The 19890-nt window shown below is 32.5% G+C and carries 21 protein-coding genes and 1 tRNA gene; 15 read left to right on the top strand and 7 right to left on the bottom strand.

The window, feature by feature from the left end; translation table 11 throughout:
- Positions 1-197: 197 nt before the first annotated feature.
- The 5 genes from ACQY6M_RS15150 (at position 198) to ACQY6M_RS15130 (ending at position 3791) form a co-directional block, all read left to right on the top strand.
- A complete protein-coding gene (locus ACQY6M_RS15150; RefSeq protein WP_428743377.1) occupies positions 198-506 on the top strand; it encodes an HTH domain-containing protein in 309 nt (102 codons plus the stop codon).
- A gap of 124 nt (positions 507-630) precedes the next feature.
- Positions 631-798: a hypothetical protein gene (locus ACQY6M_RS15145; RefSeq protein WP_428743378.1), complete on the top strand. Its 168-nt coding sequence runs from the start codon at positions 631-633 to the stop codon at positions 796-798.
- Positions 799-809: 11 nt separating this feature from the next.
- Positions 810-962: a hypothetical protein gene (locus tag ACQY6M_RS15140; RefSeq protein ID WP_428743379.1), complete on the top strand. Its 153-nt coding sequence runs from the start codon at positions 810-812 to the stop codon at positions 960-962.
- A gap of 7 nt (positions 963-969) precedes the next feature.
- On the top strand, positions 970-1128 hold the full coding sequence (locus tag ACQY6M_RS15135) for a hypothetical protein (protein ID WP_428743380.1): 159 nt from the start codon (positions 970-972) through the stop codon (positions 1126-1128).
- A gap of 500 nt (positions 1129-1628) precedes the next feature.
- Positions 1629-3791: a peptidase domain-containing ABC transporter gene (locus tag ACQY6M_RS15130; protein WP_428743381.1), complete on the top strand. Its 2163-nt coding sequence runs from the start codon at positions 1629-1631 to the stop codon at positions 3789-3791.
- Between the two features lie 30 nt (positions 3792-3821).
- Here ACQY6M_RS15130 and ACQY6M_RS15125 read toward each other — a convergent pair.
- From ACQY6M_RS15125 to ACQY6M_RS15110, 4 genes are all read right to left on the bottom strand, one after another.
- Positions 3822-3892: transfer RNA gene (locus ACQY6M_RS15125), tRNA-Cys, on the bottom strand.
- Between the two features lie 55 nt (positions 3893-3947).
- Positions 3948-4310 carry a dihydroneopterin aldolase gene (gene folB / locus ACQY6M_RS15120; protein ID WP_428743382.1) on the bottom strand — a complete coding sequence of 121 codons (363 nt, stop codon included), beginning with the start codon at positions 4308-4310 and terminating at the stop codon, positions 3948-3950.
- Positions 4311-4443: 133 nt separating this feature from the next.
- Positions 4444-4656, bottom strand: coding sequence for a zinc ribbon domain-containing protein (locus ACQY6M_RS15115; protein WP_133535122.1), 213 nt, complete (start codon positions 4654-4656; stop codon positions 4444-4446).
- Between the two features lie 51 nt (positions 4657-4707).
- Positions 4708-7524: a WD40/YVTN/BNR-like repeat-containing protein gene (locus tag ACQY6M_RS15110; RefSeq protein ID WP_428743383.1), complete on the bottom strand. Its 2817-nt coding sequence runs from the start codon at positions 7522-7524 to the stop codon at positions 4708-4710.
- Between the two features lie 118 nt (positions 7525-7642).
- Here ACQY6M_RS15110 and ACQY6M_RS15105 point away from each other — a divergent pair, with 118 nt between their 5' ends.
- From ACQY6M_RS15105 to ACQY6M_RS15060, 10 genes are all read left to right on the top strand, one after another.
- Positions 7643-8530 (top strand): RimK family alpha-L-glutamate ligase, encoded by an 888-nt coding sequence (locus ACQY6M_RS15105; protein WP_428743384.1) that lies wholly within the window; start codon positions 7643-7645, stop codon positions 8528-8530.
- The gene (locus ACQY6M_RS15100) at positions 8511-9476 is read left to right on the top strand and encodes a succinylglutamate desuccinylase/aspartoacylase family protein (RefSeq protein WP_428743385.1); all 966 of its coding nucleotides are present in this window, start codon (positions 8511-8513) and stop codon (positions 9474-9476) included. Before ACQY6M_RS15105 ends, ACQY6M_RS15100 begins: the two co-directional genes overlap by 20 nt.
- 75 nt (positions 9477-9551) lie before the next feature.
- The gene (locus ACQY6M_RS15095) at positions 9552-9806 is read left to right on the top strand and encodes a hypothetical protein (RefSeq protein WP_428743386.1); all 255 of its coding nucleotides are present in this window, start codon (positions 9552-9554) and stop codon (positions 9804-9806) included.
- 134 nt (positions 9807-9940) lie between these two features.
- Positions 9941-11269 carry a DEAD/DEAH box helicase gene (locus tag ACQY6M_RS15090; protein ID WP_428743387.1) on the top strand — a complete coding sequence of 443 codons (1329 nt, stop codon included), beginning with the start codon at positions 9941-9943 and terminating at the stop codon, positions 11267-11269.
- A gap of 123 nt (positions 11270-11392) precedes the next feature.
- Positions 11393-12169 carry a DUF4382 domain-containing protein gene (locus ACQY6M_RS15085; RefSeq protein ID WP_428743388.1) on the top strand — a complete coding sequence of 259 codons (777 nt, stop codon included), beginning with the start codon at positions 11393-11395 and terminating at the stop codon, positions 12167-12169.
- A gap of 78 nt (positions 12170-12247) precedes the next feature.
- On the top strand, positions 12248-12832 hold the full coding sequence (locus ACQY6M_RS15080; protein ID WP_428743389.1) for a Crp/Fnr family transcriptional regulator: 585 nt from the start codon (positions 12248-12250) through the stop codon (positions 12830-12832).
- Positions 12833-12905: 73 nt separating this feature from the next.
- The gene (locus ACQY6M_RS15075; RefSeq protein ID WP_428743390.1) at positions 12906-14198 is read left to right on the top strand and encodes an aminopeptidase P family protein; all 1293 of its coding nucleotides are present in this window, start codon (positions 12906-12908) and stop codon (positions 14196-14198) included.
- 169 nt (positions 14199-14367) lie between these two features.
- Entirely contained in the window at positions 14368-14490 is a 123-nt protein-coding gene (locus ACQY6M_RS15070; RefSeq protein ID WP_428744969.1) for a PLD nuclease N-terminal domain-containing protein, read from the top strand.
- Positions 14491-14512: 22 nt separating this feature from the next.
- The gene (locus ACQY6M_RS15065; RefSeq protein WP_428743391.1) at positions 14513-14935 is read left to right on the top strand and encodes a hypothetical protein; all 423 of its coding nucleotides are present in this window, start codon (positions 14513-14515) and stop codon (positions 14933-14935) included.
- A gap of 192 nt (positions 14936-15127) precedes the next feature.
- Complete coding sequence (locus ACQY6M_RS15060; RefSeq protein WP_428743392.1) at positions 15128-16183, top strand: class I SAM-dependent methyltransferase; 1056 nt, start codon at positions 15128-15130, stop codon at positions 16181-16183.
- 392 nt (positions 16184-16575) lie between these two features.
- Here the strand turns inward: ACQY6M_RS15060 and ACQY6M_RS15055 are convergent, their stop codons facing one another.
- The 3 genes from ACQY6M_RS15055 to ACQY6M_RS15045 are packed head-to-tail and all read right to left on the bottom strand — an operon-like array spanning position 16576 to position 19863.
- Positions 16576-17151 carry a hypothetical protein gene (locus ACQY6M_RS15055; RefSeq protein ID WP_428743393.1) on the bottom strand — a complete coding sequence of 192 codons (576 nt, stop codon included), beginning with the start codon at positions 17149-17151 and terminating at the stop codon, positions 16576-16578.
- A gap of 3 nt (positions 17152-17154) precedes the next feature.
- A complete protein-coding gene (locus ACQY6M_RS15050) occupies positions 17155-19248 on the bottom strand; it encodes a hypothetical protein (RefSeq protein ID WP_428743394.1) in 2094 nt (697 codons plus the stop codon).
- A 15-nt stretch (positions 19249-19263) separates the two neighbouring features.
- Positions 19264-19863, bottom strand: coding sequence for a hypothetical protein (locus tag ACQY6M_RS15045; protein WP_428743395.1), 600 nt, complete (start codon positions 19861-19863; stop codon positions 19264-19266).
- Positions 19864-19890: the final 27 nt, after the last annotated feature.

Genomic DNA, 19890 nt, shown 5'->3' with positions numbered 1-19890 from the left:
TTTAAAGGTCAGTTAAAAAAAGGAATGTTGGTAAATGCTCGTTTCGAACTCACAGAACGCTCATTATTTGACTTACTCTACGATAAAATGGACGACTGGCTAAACCCTAGTACTCAATTATCAGCTAACAACTAATCATTCTAGTTACGTTAAGCATAACAATTGTTTAAAAACTACTGTTAGAAGAAAAAGAAAATATGAAAAATTTAAAAACATTAGAACGCTTACAGCAACTGCACAACCTAATTACAAACGAAAATACAGGAACACCTAAAGAATTAGCTAACTTATTACAAATTAGTCAACGATCTGTACATTTATTGTTAGAACAATTAAAAGATTACAATGCGAATATATGTTATAGCAGAAGTAGAAAAACCTACTATTACTGCAATAACTTTGACTTTCAAGTATCTATCTCAGTAAATGTATTAACTAACAATGAAGTAACCCAAATATTTGGCGGTAGTTACTTTTTACAAAATAGTTTACACATTGCAAGTTAGTTGCAGTGTACAAACCTATGTTTGTAGTATCAAATCAAACAAGATAGATGCATATATTTAGGTTGTTTTGATGTGTATTGTGATTTTATAATCACAAAAAGTATTAATTAAAAAATTAAATTTTATGAAAAAATTAGAAAGTTTTGGTGTTAAAGAATTATGTCCTGAAGACATTAGAAAAACCTATGGGGGTTTTTTAAGTACACTTCAACCTTTTTTAGGTGTAGCTCATGCTATAACTGACTTTGTTGATGGAGCTATTGAAAGGTTTAATACTTATAGAACAAAATAATACCCATCACTATGAAAGAATTATCAAGAAAAGAGTTAGTTGAAATTTCTGGAGGACATGAGGGGTTTTTCTATAAAGCTGGTGTTCTTTGGATGACAGTAACTTTAGAAACTTTAGGTACTCTAGCTGGTATAGCGGATGGATTTAACCAAAATATTAAATAATTAAAAAATGGAAGAATTAACATTCAACGAACTAATTTTAACTAATGGAGGTAATACAGTACCTGTGGTATCTGAGGATCCCAGTGTACAAGAAGGCTATTCAATTGGGTATAGAATAGGAAGAGCTCTTGCTACTACTGTTAACATGTTTAAATCAATTTTCTGATTTAGCATTAAAATTAACCTAAAAAGGGAAGTTTTTATTAAATTTCCCTTTTTTTATTTAAAAGTCATATGGATTTGAATTTACTCGAAACTCCAATAAAAATAGGGAGTATTTTAGCTATGATTATTTCTTGGTCAAGAAATAGGTCTATTTTAATGGCACTTATTCATTGTTTTTTTGGTTGGTTATATGTAATATATTACTACTTAGGCAAAGACGAAGAAAAATCAAATAATATAGAGTAAGAGATAAAAACAGCTTTAGTTATACCAATTAAAACTTTCTTAAACATGAAAAAACATAAAATTGGCATTCGTATTTATTGTTTCTTTGCTTTTATTTTCCCTTATCTTTTCTGACTGGGAGTACTTTAAAGCTGGACTTTTTGGTTATTAAAAAATCTCTCCATTTTAGATTGACTTACTAAGATTACAAAACTTCTTCCTTGCAATCAATTTGCACTAAACACTTCTTTCTTTGCGATTCTAAATTGAAAAAGAATGGCAAAAGTTACCATAAAACAACACGATATTACCGATTGCGGTGCTGCTTGTTTAGCATCCATCTCAGCACATTATAAACTACAACTCCCCATTGCTCGTATACGTCAATATGCTGGAACCGATAAAAAAGGCACCAATGTATTAGGGCTTATAGAAGCTGCTGAAAAATTAGGTTTTGAAGCCAAAGGAGTTCGTGGTGAACTCGATAGTTTATTTAAAATACCAAAACCTGCCATAGCCCATATAATTGTTAGAGAACAGTTACAACATTATGTAGTTATTTACGAAGTTACCAAAGAACACATAAAAATTATGGACCCTGGTGATGGGAAAATCCATAAAAAAACACATGAAGAGTTTTTAAAAGAATGGACAGGAATACTGGTATTACTATTACCGAAAGAAGAGTTTTCAGCAGGTAATGAAAAAGTGTCTGTGCTCAAACGTTTCTGGTTTTTGCTAAAACCACACAAGTTTGTTTTATTGCAAGCTTTAATAGGAGCAGTTATTTACACACTCTTAGGTTTTTCAACCTCAATTTATATACAAAAAATTACAGATTATGTATTGATTGGCGGCAATACTAAGTTATTAAACCTACTCAGTATTATAATGCTTGCGCTACTAGCGTTACAAATTATTATCGGGGTGTATAAAGATGTATTTTTAATAAAAACCGGGCAACAAATTGATGCCCGATTAATTTTAGGATATTATAAACACTTACTAAAACTCCCTCAACAATTCTTTGACACCATGCGAGTGGGAGAAATTATTTCTCGTATTAACGATGCTGTGAAAATTAGAACTTTTATCAATGGTGTGTCGTTGAGTTTAACAGTAAACATCCTTATTTTATTTTTCTCTTTTGGTTTGATGTTTATGTATCATTGGAAATTAGCTTTAATTATGTTGTTAGTAATTCCTTTTTACCTAGCTGTATATATTATTATTAATAAACTAAATAAGAAAACAGAACGTACAATAATGGAACGCTCTGCCGATTTAGAAAGTCAATTAGTAGAATCATTAAACTCAGTAGGTACTATAAAACGTTTTGGCTTAGAAAGTTTTGCAAACGTGAAAACTGAAACTCGTTTTATTAGTTTATTACACATAGGTTACAAATCGGCTTTAAACTCCGTTTTTTCAGGGACCTCAACTACTTTTATTGCACAATTATTTACTATAATTTTATTATGGAGTGGTTCTTATTTTGTAATTGAAAGGCAAATAACTGCTGGAGAGTTAATGTCTTTTTATGCTATTATTGGCTACTTTATGAACCCTGTAGCTAGTTTAATTGGAGCTAATAAACAAATACAAAATGCCCTTATTGCTGCGGATCGTTTGTTCGAAATTATGGATTTAGAACGTGAAGAAAACACAGAAAAAGTGGTTCTTACAAAAGACAAAATACAAGATATTGAGTTTAAAAATGTAGCTTTCCGTTATGGAACAAGAGTGCAAGTTTTTACAGACTTTAATTTAAAAATTAAAAAAGGAAATATTACTGCAATTGTTGGCGAAAGCGGTTCTGGAAAATCAACCTTAATTTCCTTATTGCAAAATTTGTATCCTATCCAAAAAGGACACATCACTGTGGGAGATTTAGACTTAAAATACATCCAACATGAAAGTTTAAGAGAACTGGTAAGTGTTGTTCCTCAAAAAATAGATCTATTTGCTGGAAATGTAATAGATAATATTGCTATTGGAGATTTTGCTCCAAACATGGAATTGATTATAGATATTTGTAAATCTATAGGGATTTTAGAGTTTATTGAGAGTTTATCTAACGGATTTAACACCTATTTAGGAGAAAATGGAGCTACTTTATCTGGAGGTCAAAAACAACGAATTGCTATAGCCAGAGCTTTATACAAACAACCTGAAGTATTAGTTTTAGATGAAGCTACTTCTTCCTTAGATTCTACTTCTGAAAATTATATTCAAAAAGCTGTAGAAAGGTTACGCCAAGAAAACAAAACTATTATCATTATTGCTCATAGACTGAGTACTGTGATTAATGCTGATGAAATTGTAGTTTTGAATAAAGGAAGTGTATTGGAGCAAGGGAATCACCTAGAATTGTATTCCAATAAAGGTCAATATTATAATTTATGGCAACAACAAATGCCTCAAATATCCTTAAATTAAAAAAACTCATCAATATTGATGAGCTTTTTGAGGTGTCGAGCGGATTCGAACCGCTGTAGATGGTGTTGCAGACCACTGCCTAGCCACTCGGCCACGACACCTTATACTGATAAGGACTGCAAATTTACAGCTTTTATCTTTTTTTGCAAGCTTTTTTTACTTTTTACGCGTATCTGATAAAACAATGACAACCTCAGCCACATTTCCTCCAATTGGCGGGTTTATTTTAGCTACACTAACTTCCGCTTCGTCAACCAATTGTATCTCTCTAAATATTCTATCAAGAATACGCTGCGCTACATGTTCTAACAACTTAGAGCGAATTGCCATTTCTTCTTTTACAATCTTATTCAAATGCACATAATCAACCGTGTCGATTAATGCATCTGTTTGTGCTGACTTTCGTAAATCGGCTTTTACCTCTACATCTACTCGGTATTCTGAACCTATCTTACCTTCTTCATCTAAACATCCGTGGTTGGTAAATAATCGGATGTCGTTTACACGTATAATTCCCATGCTGCAAAAATAGGAATGTTTCCTTATTTAAAAGCATTCTTCGTGTTTTTTCAATAACCGTAACAGACCTTAACAATATTATTCATTTCTTTAAATAATAAGATTTCTCACTTCGTTCGAAATGACGTGTTTATTAATTGGTAAAGAAATCGAAAATGTTACTCAATGCACTCGTTTTAGCCTTATAAAACTCTGTGTAACTACATCTTTGACAGGTTACACTCGTAAACTTTTTGTTTTGAACATCAAAAATTTTAGATAGTGTACCTCCTGTAGCTCTCATTTCTGCCACTTCATACGTTTTATTGTTACATTTAGGACAGGTATAATTCAATGGTGTGCTCATAATTTATTTGTTTTATACCTATTAGTCCCTAAAAACCAACAAATGTTACAATTACTTAATTTCAAACGTTTTGCTCAAATCACCCATTAAAACCTTATACTTCCCTTTTGGTAAATAGTACTTATCATTTTTAGCTTTTTTTACTACTGCATCTTTATACTCCTTAAGATATTCTTTTCTCCCTTTTTCTGAAAAAGTAACATCATACATTACTTCATTGAATCCTTTAGATGCTTTTGTCTTTATTGTATTAACCAAAATGTCATCTGAATAAATTTTTATTATAATTTCTTTATCAGTAGCTGCATAAAAAGGAATCACAACTTTGGGTGTATTCGGTTGTAACCACTTACTCCACGAGCTTCCCCAAGAATTATTCTTTCTAATATTTTTAATAGTAAACAATGCTTCTTTATTATTAAACTCTTGTAGTGATGCAATATTTGCTTTGTACAAACTACGCCCATGCGTACCAATTACCAGATGCTTTGCTTTTGGTTGAATTACCAAATCGTGTACTGCAACATTCGGCAACCCGTTACTAAAAGCTTCCCATGTTGAACCCTTATCAAAAGACACATACAAACCATTATCGGTTCCTACATATAGGATATTTTCTTTTTCTGTGTCTTCCTTTATTACATTCACTGGTGATAGTGGTATATTACTACTAATATTTTTCCAAGTTTTTCCGTAATCATCAGACATGTATACATAAGGCGTAAAATCATCAAAACGATATCCATTTAATGTAACATATACACGTTCTTTTTTATGTTTCGAAGCAATTACGCGACTTACCCATAAGTTTTGAGGCAATGTGTTTGAAATTTTATCCCAACTTCCTCCTCCATTTTTGGTTATATGTACCAATCCGTCATCAGAACCCACATAAATTACCCCGAACTGAAACGGACTTTCTGTGATTGTAGTTAAGGTTCCGTAAGCTACATTTCCTTTTTTACCTCCTTGAGTTAAATCATCAGAAATGGTTTCCCAATCATCTCCCTGATTTAAAGAACGGTGTAATTTATTTCCTCCTAAATACAGTATGTCTTGATTGTGTTTTGATAGGTGAATAGGGGTTTGCCAATTAAATCGAAACGGACTCTCTCCTAACTCATGCTTTGGTTGAATATACTTGTTTTCTCCTGTTTTTCTATCAATTCGGTAATAGTTTCCAAACTGATATCCTGTATACACTATATCTGGGTTTCTATCGTCAACTGCTACTTGCATACCATCGCCCCCCATCAAACTTTCGTATGGATTTTTACCCGTTTGCTGCCAACTTTTATCAATTTTCGCATTGTGATTAGCTACCCACACTCCATTGTCTTGCAAACCACCATACACCTTATAGTTTTCTTGATTATCAGCATACACCGTATAAAACTGCCCTACTGCTGGTTGATTTAATTTCGTCCAACTTTCACCATCGTCATAAGATATATTAAGTCCTCCATCATTTCCATCAATTAAGTACCCTTGCTTCTTAGGATTTACCCATAATGCTTGATGATCAGCATGTACATTTTCTTTACTAATGGATGTAAATGTTTTTCCACCATCTTTTGATTTTAAAATAGGAACTCCCATCACATAAATTCCATTTTCATCTTGTGGGTCTACACGTATTTCTCCAAAATAATATCCGTATGAATAATACAAGTCATCTAAATAACCTTCGTGAGTCTTTTTCCAGGTTTTTCCTCCATTGGTAGTTTTAAAAACTTCTGCCCCCACTACTGGTGTATCAAATAACAATGCATTTGCATCTTCTAAATACTTTGCCAAATCAATTGGTTTTACTGAACCTGATCGCACCATTTGTTTTACATTTTCAGCACGATATTTTTCCTGAAAACCATTCATTTTTAAGTACGTATTCAGTTTTTTATCTTTTAAATCCAAAAACTCAGTAACCGACATGGTTTTGAAATCTTCTTTCATTAAAGCATTAGAATCATCCTCTTTTTTTGGGTCTTTTTTTCTTCGGAATTGACTATCGTGAAAAGCATATACTGTGTTTTCATCATACACCGCTAACCCTATTCTACCGACTCCATCTCCATTAGGAAAACCATTATTCTCTGAAACTTTTTTCCAGGTATCCCCTCCGTCAGTAGACTTGTATATTGCTGAGTTTTTTCCGTCTCCGTCAAAATTCCACGCTTTACGTTCTCGTTCCCAAGTTGCTGCATACAATACGTTAAAATTGTTTGGAGCTTGTTGTACATCTATAACTCCAGTATTTTCATCAATAAACAACGATTTCTTCCAAGTCTTTCCTCCATCCGTGGTTTTAAAAATCCCTCTTTCTTCATTTGAAGAGTATAAATGGCCTATTACCCCAACAACAATCTCATCTGAATTTTTCGGGTTGATTAAAATTCTACCTATATGATGCGAATCAGTTAATCCAACATTTATCCATGTTTTTCCTTTGTCGATAGATTTTAAAATTCCAATACCTGCATACGAAGAACGAGAAGAATTATTTTCTCCTGTTCCTACCCAAAGTGTTCCGCTTTTCCAATCTACAGCAATATCACCTACATTTTGTGTTGGAGAGCTATCTAACACTGGTGTAAATGTAGTTCCATTGTTATTGGTATACCACATGCCTCCTGAAGCATATCCAACATAGAATTCTGTCGGGTCTTCTGGATTCACATCAATATCTACCACACGCCCACTCATCACAGTAGGTCCCATACTTTCAAAAGGTATGTTTTTTACTATTGAGTTTTTAGTTAATACTTCTTTTTGTTCTAAAGCTTGTTGAATTTTTTCAGAAGAAGTGGGTTGTTGTGCAACTATTGTAAATGGAAATAAAGCGAGACACACTTTAATTAAGACTTTCATATAATTTGGTTTAGAAAAAATGAAAATACTACAAGGAAATACCAATTCAAAAAAATTAACAGAATATCAACGTACATCTTTTTAATTAGTAGATTTGTTTTGTCTCAATTTTTAAGCTATGACTATTTTTATTCTCTCTGTTAGCGAGCACATCCATTCAACGCAAAGAATTTACAAAGAAGCTCGTCGTCGTGGGCATACAGTTGAGATTATTAATCATTTAAAATGCTCCATCAAACTGGGTAACGATAAACCCGAAATCATATATCAAGGTGAAAATATTATTGACATTCCTGATGTCATCATTCCTCGAATAGGAGTTTCTGCAATGAGGCATGGAGCCGCTGTGGTAAAGGAGTTTGAAATGAATGGAGTTTATAGCATTGCTAGTTCTGAAGGAATTATCAAAGCACAAAATAAAGTCTCTACCTTACAAATAATGAGCAGAAATAACCTTCCTATTCCGCAAACTGTTTTTTCGGTAGATCCTGAAAGTGTAAGTGAGCAATTAGATTTATTAGGAGGTGCTCCTATTATTATCAAATTACAAGAAGGAACACATGGTTCTGGTGTTATTTTAGCAGAAAGCAAAAAATCTGCTATCTCTATTATCGATACCATGTATAGCTCTAATACTAGTATTTTATTGCAAGAGTTTATCAAAGAAAGTAATAATGAAGATATTCGTGCTTTTGTGATAGGTGATAAAGTAATTTCTTCTATGAAACGTAAAGGCTTAGAAGATGATTTTCGTTCAAATATTCACAAAGGGGGAAGTGGTTCTAAAGTAGTTTTAACTCCTGAAGAAGAACAAATAGCTATCAAAGCTGCTCAGTACCTAGAACTTCCCATTGCAGGGGTTGATATGATACGCGCAAAACGAGGTTCGCTATTAATTGAAGTAAATTCTACCCCCGGTTTACAAGGAATAGAAACCTATACCAATGATAATATAGCCAAAGCTATTGTTAAATTTTTAGAAGCCAATGTTCAAACAAAACTTTAAAAATGATGTCGTAGAAATTCGTGGACAAAAAATTGGGTTGGGAGAATCTAAACTGATTAAAATTCCAATTGACAGATTACCCACTGGTACGCTGATAGAAATTCCCATATACGTTTTTAATGGTAAAACATTAGGACCAACTATTTTACTTCAAGGTGGTTTGCATGGTGATGAAGTAAACAGCATTGAATTGGTACGAAGAATGTTGATTGACAAATCGTACAAAATTCACCGTGGTTGTGTCATTGTAGTTCCTTTGTTAAATGTTTTTGGTTTTTTAAACATGTCTCGTGATATGCACGGTAAGGATGTAAATCGTAGCTTTCCTGGTTCAAAAACTGGATCTTTAGCAAGTAGAATGGCCTATTATTTAATGGAAGAAATTACAAACAATGTAGATTTTGCCATTGATTTTCATACTGGTGGAGAGCAACGCAATAATTTTCCACAGATTCGTTATACTCCTGAAGACGGAATAGGCTTTGAATTAGCAAAAATTTTTAACGCTCCTTTTATGTTTAGCTCAAAACTTATCCCAAAATCTTTTAGAAACCAATGTTTTAAAAACAATATTCCTGTTATTGTTTATGAAGGAGGAGAATCTTTACGTTTAGAAGAAAACGCCATTCAACATGGTATTGATGGGACGCTACGTGTTTTAAAACACTTTAACATGATTCACCGCAATGTTGAAGTTTCTAAAAATCCAACTTCAATACATATTAACAAAAGAAACTGGATTCGTGCTAAGGTAGCTGGGTTATTTACCTCAACAGTTAAAAATGGAGAAAAGGTAGAAAAAGGACAAACTTTAGGGCATATTATGGATACTTATGGCGAAACAAATTTCACTATAAAATCTCCTTCCAACGGTTATATTATTGCAAAAAACAACTTTCCAATTATTAATATGGGTGATGCCTTATTCCACTTAGGAAACCCATAACTCTCTGATTTTATTTGCTTTATTGATTATTTTTCACTTTCTTTAATTCTATTAACTAATCAAAAATTATACATTATGGAATTAATTATTAGCTTATTAAGCGGTGCTGTTGGTGGTAATATTGCAGGAGCTTTGTTAAAAAAGTATTCAATGGGTACCCTTTGGAATTCTATTATAGGAATTTTAGGTGGTGGCCTAGGGGCTCAATTATTAGGAATGCTAAATATTGACATTTCTGGTATCGTTGGTAACATTGCTAGTAGTGGTGTTGGAGGTGCTGTTTTATTGGCTATTGTAGGTCTTATTAAAGGTGCTACAGCTAAAAGTTAAGCAAACATCAATAACTTTAGAAAAGCGCGCTTTTTTAGGGCGCTTTCTTTATTTATAGGTATAGCCCAATAAATAGCTGTACCTTTGTTGGCTCATAGTCGTATTGTTTTTTCAATACTACTGAAGAAATATATATGACATTTACATCATTAGGTTTATCAAATGCTTTAGTAAAAGCGGTAACCGAAAAAGGGTACGAAACCCCCTCTCCTATTCAAGAAAAAGCAATTCCAGTTATTTTAGAAGGCAAAGATATATTAGCTTCTGCACAAACCGGAACAGGTAAAACTGCAGGTTTTACATTGCCTATTTTACAACTTATATCGGAAAAAAAGAATCCGAAATATCGACCAATCAAAGCATTGGTACTAACTCCAACAAGAGAATTAGCTGCTCAAGTATATGATAATGTGCGTGAATACAGTAAACATTTAAACATTAAATCTACCGCTATTTTTGGTGGAGTAAAACCAAGCTCTCAAATAGCAACCCTTAAAAACGGGATTGACGTTTTAGTTGCCACTCCTGGTAGATTAATCGATTTACACGAACAAAATGAACTTTCATTAAAACGAGTAGATATTTTAGTTTTAGATGAAGCCGATAGAATGCTCGATATGGGTTTTTTAAGAGATATTCAAAAAATTATCTCTTTATTACCCGAAAGACGCCAAAATCTATTGTTTTCTGCGACCTTTTCAAAAGAAATTAAAAAGTTAGCACAAGGTCTTTTGCACCAACCTGTAATGGTTGAAGCGGCTCCTGAAAATACAACTGCTGAAAAAGTAAACCAAAGGTTATACAAGGTACCCAAGAGCAAAAAAACTGAGTTAGTTGGACAATTAATCTCGAAAGGAAATTGGGATCAGGTATTAATTTTTACTCGAACCAAACATGGTGCCAATAGATTGACTGAAAAACTAGTTAAAAGAGGAATTTCTGCCGCAGCTATTCACGGAAACAGAAGTCAAAGTGCAAGAATCAAAGCTTTAAAAGGGTTTAAAGATAATTCTATTCGAGTATTAGTAGCCACTGATATTGCTGCTCGTGGGTTAGATATTCCTCTGCTACCTCATGTAATTAATTTCGAACTCCCTAATATTCCTGAAGATTATGTACACCGAATTGGTAGAACAGGTAGAGCAGGTGCTAGTGGAGAAGCCATTTCATTGGTCTCACAAGAAGAAGACGCTTATTTGAAGGATATCGAAAAGTTATTGAAGCAAAAAATCATCATTTCTCAATTGGAAGGATTTGATTTATCTACTATAAAAGAGGAAGTAAAAACTGAGGAGTCAAAATCAAAACGCTCAGAAAAAAAACCTGAGAAGAAACCTCTTAAAACTTCTTTCAACCCAAAAAAGAAGAGAAAAGTAAAAAGCTCTTCCGAAGAAACACAAAAAAAGACACCTAAAAAACGAAATACTCGAAATAAGAGAAGCAACAATAAAACAGCACGTTAAGCAATAATCTAACTAGAAGAAACTCTATTTTGGTATTGAATTATTCTGCTTCACCAAACAAGCAAAACAATATTTTGGTATAAAACTTGTTATAATTACTGTGTATTACAAAACCCAATAATTATGAAAAAACATGTTTTATTACTCGTTGCATTAGCAACTTTTTTTACCGCTTTTATTAGCTGTTCTAGTGACGATCCCCAAACTTCAGAAGTAGCGGTTCGTTTAGTAGATGCCCCTGGTGACTACGACGCAGTAAACATCGATGTACAAGATGTAATGATTAACAAAAGTGACGGAGACGGTGGTTGGCAAAGCCTTGGAAACGTTACTCCTCAAGTGTATAACTTATTAGAGTTAACAGGTGGAATTGACGCTTTATTAGTAGATACTGAAATTCCATCAGGAAAAATTAGCCAAATTCGTTTAGTTTTAGGTGAAAACAATTCAGTTGTTGTAGGTGGAGAAACATATCCATTAGCTACCCCAAGCGCTCAACAATCAGGATTAAAATTAAATGTACACCAAGACTTAGTAGGCGGTGTTAAGTATACTTTTATCTTAGACTTTATGGTTGATAAGTCTATCGTAGTAGAAGGTAACGGAGCTTATAGCTTAAAACCTACCATTAGAGTAACCACTGAAGCGACTTCGGGTGCTATTTCAGGAATGGTAAATCCTTTTGAGTATCAAGTAGCAGTTGAAGCTGCTTCAGCTACTGATACAATTACAACAGTAACAAACGAAGAAGGTAAATTTATGTTACACGGTGTGCCTGCAAGTACTTACAATGTAACGTTTACTCCTGATGAAGCTTCTGGATTAGCTCCAAAAACAGTTGAAGGAGTTACCGCTGTATTAGGTGAAAATACTGATATGGGAACTGTTGAGTTGCAATAAACTCTTTTTATAAATTATTATAAAGGATGCTGTAAAAAGCATCCTTTTTTTATACTTTTAAGCTAAAATTTTCTAGAAATGGAGGCTTCAAAAAAAGCTATTACTCAACGCATACAGAACATCGTAAATGATGAAAATTTAAACACGTTAATTCCTGAAATTATTAACTGCTTTAACGAATTTTCCTTATCTAGAAATGAATTTTTAGTAAAAAAAGGAGAACCTTGTCGTTATTTCTGTTTTGTAGAAAGTGGCATTTTACAGTATGCTGTTACCGTTTCTGGACAAGAAAAAACCACCTATTTAGCCTTAAGAAATGGTTTTGCTTCTTCTTTAAAGAGTTTCTTACAACAAACCCCTTCTCCAAAAGACATCAAAGCTTTGAGTGCCTGTAAACTTTGGGTACTAAAAATTGATGATTTTAAATACCTAATGAAAAACAACAAAGCTTTTCATCAATTTTATTATAACTTTATAGAAAATCAAATTTTTTTAATTGATGATTATCGCATTGACTTACTTACCCTTACTCCTGAAGAACGCTATACAAAGTTACTGGTAAACGAACCTAAGTTACTACAAGAAGTCCCGCTACACTATCTAGCTTCCTTTTTAGGTATTTCTACCCGACATATGAGCAGAATTCGAAAAAACATAAAATAGCGCCAAATGGCTAATATTTGCACAGTTTCTTTCCGTATTTTTGATGGAATCTTATCAATTTAATTGAATCATTATGAAATACCATGCAATAAATAGCCAGTTATTTATAAAGAATCGCAAAAACTTTATGGCGCAAATGAAGCCTAAGAGTTTAGCTATTTTTAATTCAAACGATATATATCCAGTAAGTGCTGATAGTACGTTACCTTTTGAACAACACCGTGATATTTTCTTTTTAAGTGGTGTAGATCAAGAAGAAAGCGTATTGGTTTTATTCCCAGATTGTCCAAAAGAAAACTTACGCGAAGTATTGTTTTTACGTGAAACTAACGAGCATATTGCTGTTTGGGAAGGTGAAAAACTAACCAAAGAAAAAGCTTTTGAAACCAGCGGAATTAAAAATGTACACTGGTTACAAGACCTAGAAAAAGTATTGGCTGAAATGATGGCTTTAGCCGATACAGTATATATTAACACAAACGAGCACTATCGTGCTAGTGTTGAAACTGAGACTCGCGAAACTCGTTTTACCAAATGGTTGTTAAACAAATATCCAGCACATTCGGTAGCAAAAAGTAATCCTATTTTACAACGTTTACGTTCGGTAAAAGATCAAATCGAAATTGATTTGATTCAAACCGCTTGTGACATTACTGAAAAAGGATTTAGACGTGTGTTAGACTTTGTAAAGCCAGGAGTTTGGGAATATGAAATTGAAGCAGAATTTATTCATGAATTCATCAGAAACCGTTCGAAGAAATTTGCCTACACACCAATTATTGCCTCTGGTAACAATGCCAATGTATTGCACTATATTGAAAACAACCAACAATGTAAAGCAGGTGATTTATTATTGTTAGATGTAGGAGCTGAATACGCTAACTATTCTTCGGATATGACACGTACCATTCCTGTTTCTGGTCGTTTTACTGACAGACAAAAAGCAGTGTACAATGCTGTAAACCGTGTAAAGAACGATGCTACAAAAATGTTAGTTCCAGGAACCCTTTGGGCTGACTATCACGTAGAAGTTGGAAAATTAATGACTTCGGAATTGTTAGGTTTAGGTTTATTAGACAAAGCTGATGTACAAAACGAAGATCCAAATTGGCCAGCATACAAAAAATACTTTATGCACGGTACTTCTCACCACATGGGTTTAGACACACATGATTATGGATTGTTACACGAGCCAATGCAAGCTAACATGGTGTTTACTGTAGAACCAGGTATTTACATTCCTAATGAAGGTTTTGGTATTCGTTTAGAAGACGATGTGGTTATCCAAGAAACTGGTGAACCTTTTAACTTAATGCGCAACATACCTATTGAAGCAGACGAAATAGAAGATATTATGAATAAATAGTATCACTTTATATACATTTAAAAATGTCATTAGTGTATTTTTTATAGAAATTCTAATGACGTTTTTCTTTTACATCTTAAACAAGCTTTTTTACTGTCGTTCCAAACGACAAAGGAGAAGGAATCTTTTCTTTCAATACCTAAAGGTCAGCTTTTTTTATTATTTTTAGATTTTAAAAAGCGAATTTATAGGAAACAATAAAATCATTTGGGTTCTCGTTGTTTTATTAACTAACTTTTTTGGAGCTGTATTATATTTCTTAATTGGAAAAGAACAAAAAATAAAAAAGTAAACACTAAACCCCTCACCTCACCATGAAAAACCTACTTTACATATTCCTTTTTACATTAGTTTCATGTGCTTCTAGCCAAATAAACCAAATAGATAATTCCGATTTAACAGGTACATGGCACTGGACCAATACCGACGGTGGTTTTGGAAACCACATTCATAAAACCCCTGAAAAACTAGGTAAAAGCATACAACTTACCTTATTAAAAAACTATCAATTTTCAATATCAGAAAATGGTGTTGTAGTTTCAAAAGGTACCTATAGCTTAGAACTAAAAAAAGCGATATATACCAATCAACAAGAACGATTTATACAGCTTTCTAAAGATCAACAATACTCAGATATTGTACTGTCGGGTATTGTCAAATTCCAAAAACCAGATGTTTTAGAAATTTCTGACAACAACTATGACGGACTTGGAAGCACTTTTGTGCTAACTAAATAAACAATACCTATTTATAAAAACAGTAAAAAACCCTGCTAATTAGCAGGGTTTTCCTTTGTTATTTTGTTTTTTTTGTGCTTAATTCGTTCCGCTCCTCATGTTACTAATGGGTCTCTTCGCTTTTAACTTTTTAAGCACATAATTAACGAGTTGGTACTCATTAGTTTTTCACAAACAACTAAACGATTAATTATGGAACTAAACGAAACGAAACTACACGATTTACTAGGCAAAGTAGTTACTGAAATGGGTGCTGCAGCTAATGGCCCTCTTGTTATTCTTGGTGACAAACTAGGATTGTATAAATCTCTTTCTGAATCAGACTCTTTAACATCACATGAGCTAGCCAAAAAAACAAACACTTCAGAAAGATATGTAAGAGAATGGTTAGCTGCACAAGCAGCTTCTGGATATATAGAATACGATAACAGCGACAATACTTTTTACATGACACCAGAACAAACGGCTGTTTTTGGCAATGCTAAAAGTCCTGTTTTTATGACGGGGGGATTCTACGCGCTATCTTCTGTATATCACGACGAACCAAAAGTTGAGGAGGCCTTTAAAACTGGAGAAGGAATCTCTTGGGGAGATCATAACAGTTGCTTATTCTGTGGTACTGAAAAATTCTTTAGTCCATCTTATGAAGGAAACTTGGTTAATAATTGGCTTCCTGAATTAGATGGTGTGGTAGAAAAATTAGAAGAAGGTGCTAAGGTTGCCGATATTGGCTGTGGGCATGCTGCATCAACAATTATTATGGCGAAAGCATTTCCTAACTCTACTTTTGTTGGGTACGATTTTCATGAAGAATCTATAAATCAAGCTCGAAAAAGAGCAAAAAAAGCCAATGTTGATAATATTTCTTTTGAAGTTGCCACAGCAAAAGATTTTCCAGGAAAAGATTATGACCTTATTTGCTTTTTTGATTGCTTACACGATATGGGCGATCCCGTTGGAGCTTGTAAGCATGTAAAAAATGCCTTAAAACCAGATGGTACCTGTATGATTGTTGAACCTTTTGCAAATGATTCGTTAGAAGACAACCTCAACCCTATTGGAAGAGCTTTCTATGCTTTCTCAACAACTATATGTACACCTTGTTCTTTAAACCAAGAAGTAGGACTCGCATTAGGTGCTCAAGCAGGACAAAAAAGATTAGAAGATGTTGCCACTAAAGGCGGGTTTACACGATTTAGGTTAGCTACACAAAACCCATTTAATCTTATTTTAGAAGCAAGACCTTAAAAATATATTACTAGTCTCCAATAACCCCTCTCTTTATCTTTCTACACCTACTTTTTACCACCTATTTTAAAACAGTTTTTTGCTTTTAGACAACAGTAAAAGTATAAAAAACACAGTAACTTGATTATTTGTTAAAACTTAATTAATACAATTACAAATTGTTAACCGTAGTTTTATCTTGTCAAGAAAGGTTGTTTGTATTAGTGTAACAAACACATTAGTTGTGTCGTTGACCACGCATTGCGTGGTTTTTTTGTTTCCTTACTTTTTTTACTTAGAAAGTAAAACCATAAATCTTTAAATATCACCCAAAACAAAATTCGTTTTAAAACCCGAATTATCAATTATTCGGGTTTTAAAACGAATTTTAACAATGAAATTTATAGTGAAATTTAAAACCCTCTATATACTTTCCATTTATCAGGATTTAAATCTACTCTTAATGAACTAGAAGAAACAGTTATTTTTAAAATGGCACTATCTTTAGGCTCTATAATTACATCTGAACTTTCTTGTCTTTGCGAATAAGTAACATTTTGGAGCCCTTTTTTTATTGGCTCTAATAAATTATTTATATTATGCTGATCAGTAAATTCAAAATACATCCACTCTGTGTAATAACAATTCTTATCTATGTCATCATATTTTTTAAAAACAACTTTTGTAATACCTTCTTTACTAATTTCCTTTTCTTCTAAATAAAAATCAATATCTTCATTTAGCTCTTCTGGATATGAGATATTATTATCTAAATCTCCTATAAACCTTGTCGACCAGTAAATATCATTTGCATATCTTTTAGCATAACTTAATATAAGTAACTCTACTAGATTTTCAATGCTTGTTTCTTTTACATATTTTTTAAATTTAATCGAGTCCGGTCTAAGCTCTTCTTTTTTTTCATCTCTACCATCTAAAATTAACTCTCCTTGGTAGTATAAAAAATCTAGGTTAAAATCTAATTTCATAATCTATTTATTTACGTAGTGAATATATGTTATTTTGTCTTCTAAAGCTTTAAATATAGCTTCAAACTCTCTTTTTATTGAAATAGCTTCATCTCCTACCGAAATTAAACGAAGTAAAGAAAAATCATCTTGTATTTCTTCTATTTTAGAAGTTATTGCTTGAATCTCTTTAATTTTAACATTTTTATTCCATCGAAGACTAAATACTTCTCCTTCTGGTGTAACCGCCCTAATTTCTTTCAATTTAGTTTTAACAAAAAAATCAATATCGGCAATACTTAAACCTGTTCCTCCTGGGTGGTTATGCGTTAAAATATATCCTCTTAAATTATTAGTAATACGATTAGGCCATATAATTCTATCTGGTAAGTTTGAAGTATGTACTTCAGCTTTTTTAGTTATAGGATTGTATACCTTTCCAAATTCCTCTTTACTTGTTATATGCAACCCCTCAAATTGTGTAATTTGATTAGGAGCTTCATCCAGATGTTTACTCACTTTTTTTGCAAATTTAGAACTATATCCTTTTATTCTCTTTGTTAAATCATCTTCTCTTATTAGTTTTTCAAAAATTTTCTTGCGTGCATCTGGTTTTAATTTTTTAAGTTTATTAATCCCTTTTTTACCATATTTTTTTAAATAAAGTAATCCTTTTTTAGTAAAGCTTACCAAATTGCCTACTGTCTTAGCAAATTGAACCGCGCCAATAAAAAATGATACAATTTTAATAGTATCATATCCTAGATGATAAACTACTTTTTCAGTATTCTTGGTATAAACACCTTCTTTATAGCCTTCTATAGCTTTATTTACTATTGCTTTAATTACCTCTACATCTGTAAATAGCTTTTTTATACCTTCAACAAATTGCTTTGACTCAGTTTCACTATTAAACATTTTAATTATAAAAGTAGCCATCTCTGGTAACTCCTTAAATGCCTGTACAGCACCATTAAAGAGTCCGCAAAAAAATGCATTTTCTAATTTGTCTGGAAAAATAGGGGTATACGGTTGTAGTTGAGGATTCCATACATTATCTGCTACTTTAAATTTTTCAATTCCTTGAGTTATATAATCAATTCCTTCAACTGCTAAAAAAGCTACTGGGTTTGTTTCTAGTATTTCTTTAGCTATTGGATTATTTTTAGTTTTTTCTTGAGTATGTAACTTAAGAATAGGGATAAACAATCCTTTTTCAACAGCTTTTTCTATTTTCGAATTGCTAAACGTTTGACTTTCTACTTCTTCTTTTATCAGATTAGACAAATAACCTACAAATTCTTTTATTGTGGTTTGTTTTTCTTTTAAATCGTTTGCTATTCCTGTTCCTATCTTTATCTTAATAAATGAGGTGTCAAAATTGATATTGTCTTCACTTACCAGCCAAATAAACACTTCGTTAGGTAGTGGCTCAAAAACTTTTACTTTTTTAAAATCTAGATCTCCAGATTCCAAACCTGCTTCTTTTTGTGTTTTTTTTATAAAGATTTGCACTTTATACTTTCCATTAATCTCGGCTTCTTCCAGGTAATTCAGTACTTTCTTACTAAAAAATTGATTGTAGTTGGCTTTTGTAATCGCTTCTTTTTCTACCCCTAAGCTTTTTAATACAAATTCTGTCGTGTTTTCATGTGTAATTGTATTGTTAAAATGCGTTCTAATTTCTTGAACTGTTGTGTTTATACTCTCTTTTTTTGGAAACAGTTCTTTTAAAAATTCTTTAAAATTTTCTCCATAGGTAAATGTTAGATTTACCGTATCTTTTTGTGTTACCTCAGCAAAAAAACATACTTCGTGTGCAGCTGGTTTTACTAAGTTCTTTTTCTCTGAAGCTAACACTCCTTCTGGAAATGTGTAACCAATTATAGAAATCAACTTATCGTCATTGGTTAAAGGTTGTAATTTCCTTTCCGTTTTACGAATTTTTCCAAATAGATTAGCACCATCATAAATTTGCATTCCTTTTACTTGATAACCGCCAACTTGTGGCAAAAAGGTATCTGCAAACTGTAATAAATAGTATTTATTCCATTCTGTATTAAATACTTTATGTGGTTGCGATTGTTCAACCAGTTTATCAAATTCTTCTTGTGTCATTTTTCATATTTCTTTTTAATTCAACAATCGGTAGCCTACTCCTATATTGTGGGTAGGTTGATTGAGTTGGTTGATATTTAATCGGTAACTAGCAAACCATTTTCCTTTTCGATTGTATTGCAATCCGAAACTGAGGTTGTCAAAGGTTTGTGGGTTTCCTCCTATTTCGGTAAAGAGATACAAGCCACTTCTGTAGGTTTTTGGATGCTCAATTGTTTTGGTAATCGTAATTTCTCGTGGTACTTTGAGTTTGTACGATAACTGACTATCTAACAATTTTCCTTTTACCAAATCGTAGTTGTAAATTTCTATATCGGTATTTTTTAAGGTATCTCGATATATTTTTGCCGCAACATAATTGATGGTATCTTTTATAAAAATGGTGTCTTTTACAATATTGGTTACATCATTTTTATGTACATACACTTTTTTGTATCGGATGGTTTGTACTTTAAACGTATCTACTTTAGTTTGCCAAACCGTGTCTTTTACTATGGTTGTTTTTGGGGTTTGTGGGTTTGTTTTTTGGTATCTTTTATTAAAAAGATTGACAAATAACAACACTATAATGACCCCCAATAGCAACCTATCGGTTTTATGGTTAAAAAAATTCATGCTATTTTATTTTAGGTTTTATACCAT

The sequence above is a fragment of the Tenacibaculum sp. genome (assembly GCF_050290165.1).
Classification (GTDB): Bacteria; Bacteroidota; Bacteroidia; order Flavobacteriales; family Flavobacteriaceae; genus Polaribacter.
This window is presented reverse-complemented; position numbering and strand designations above follow the sequence as displayed.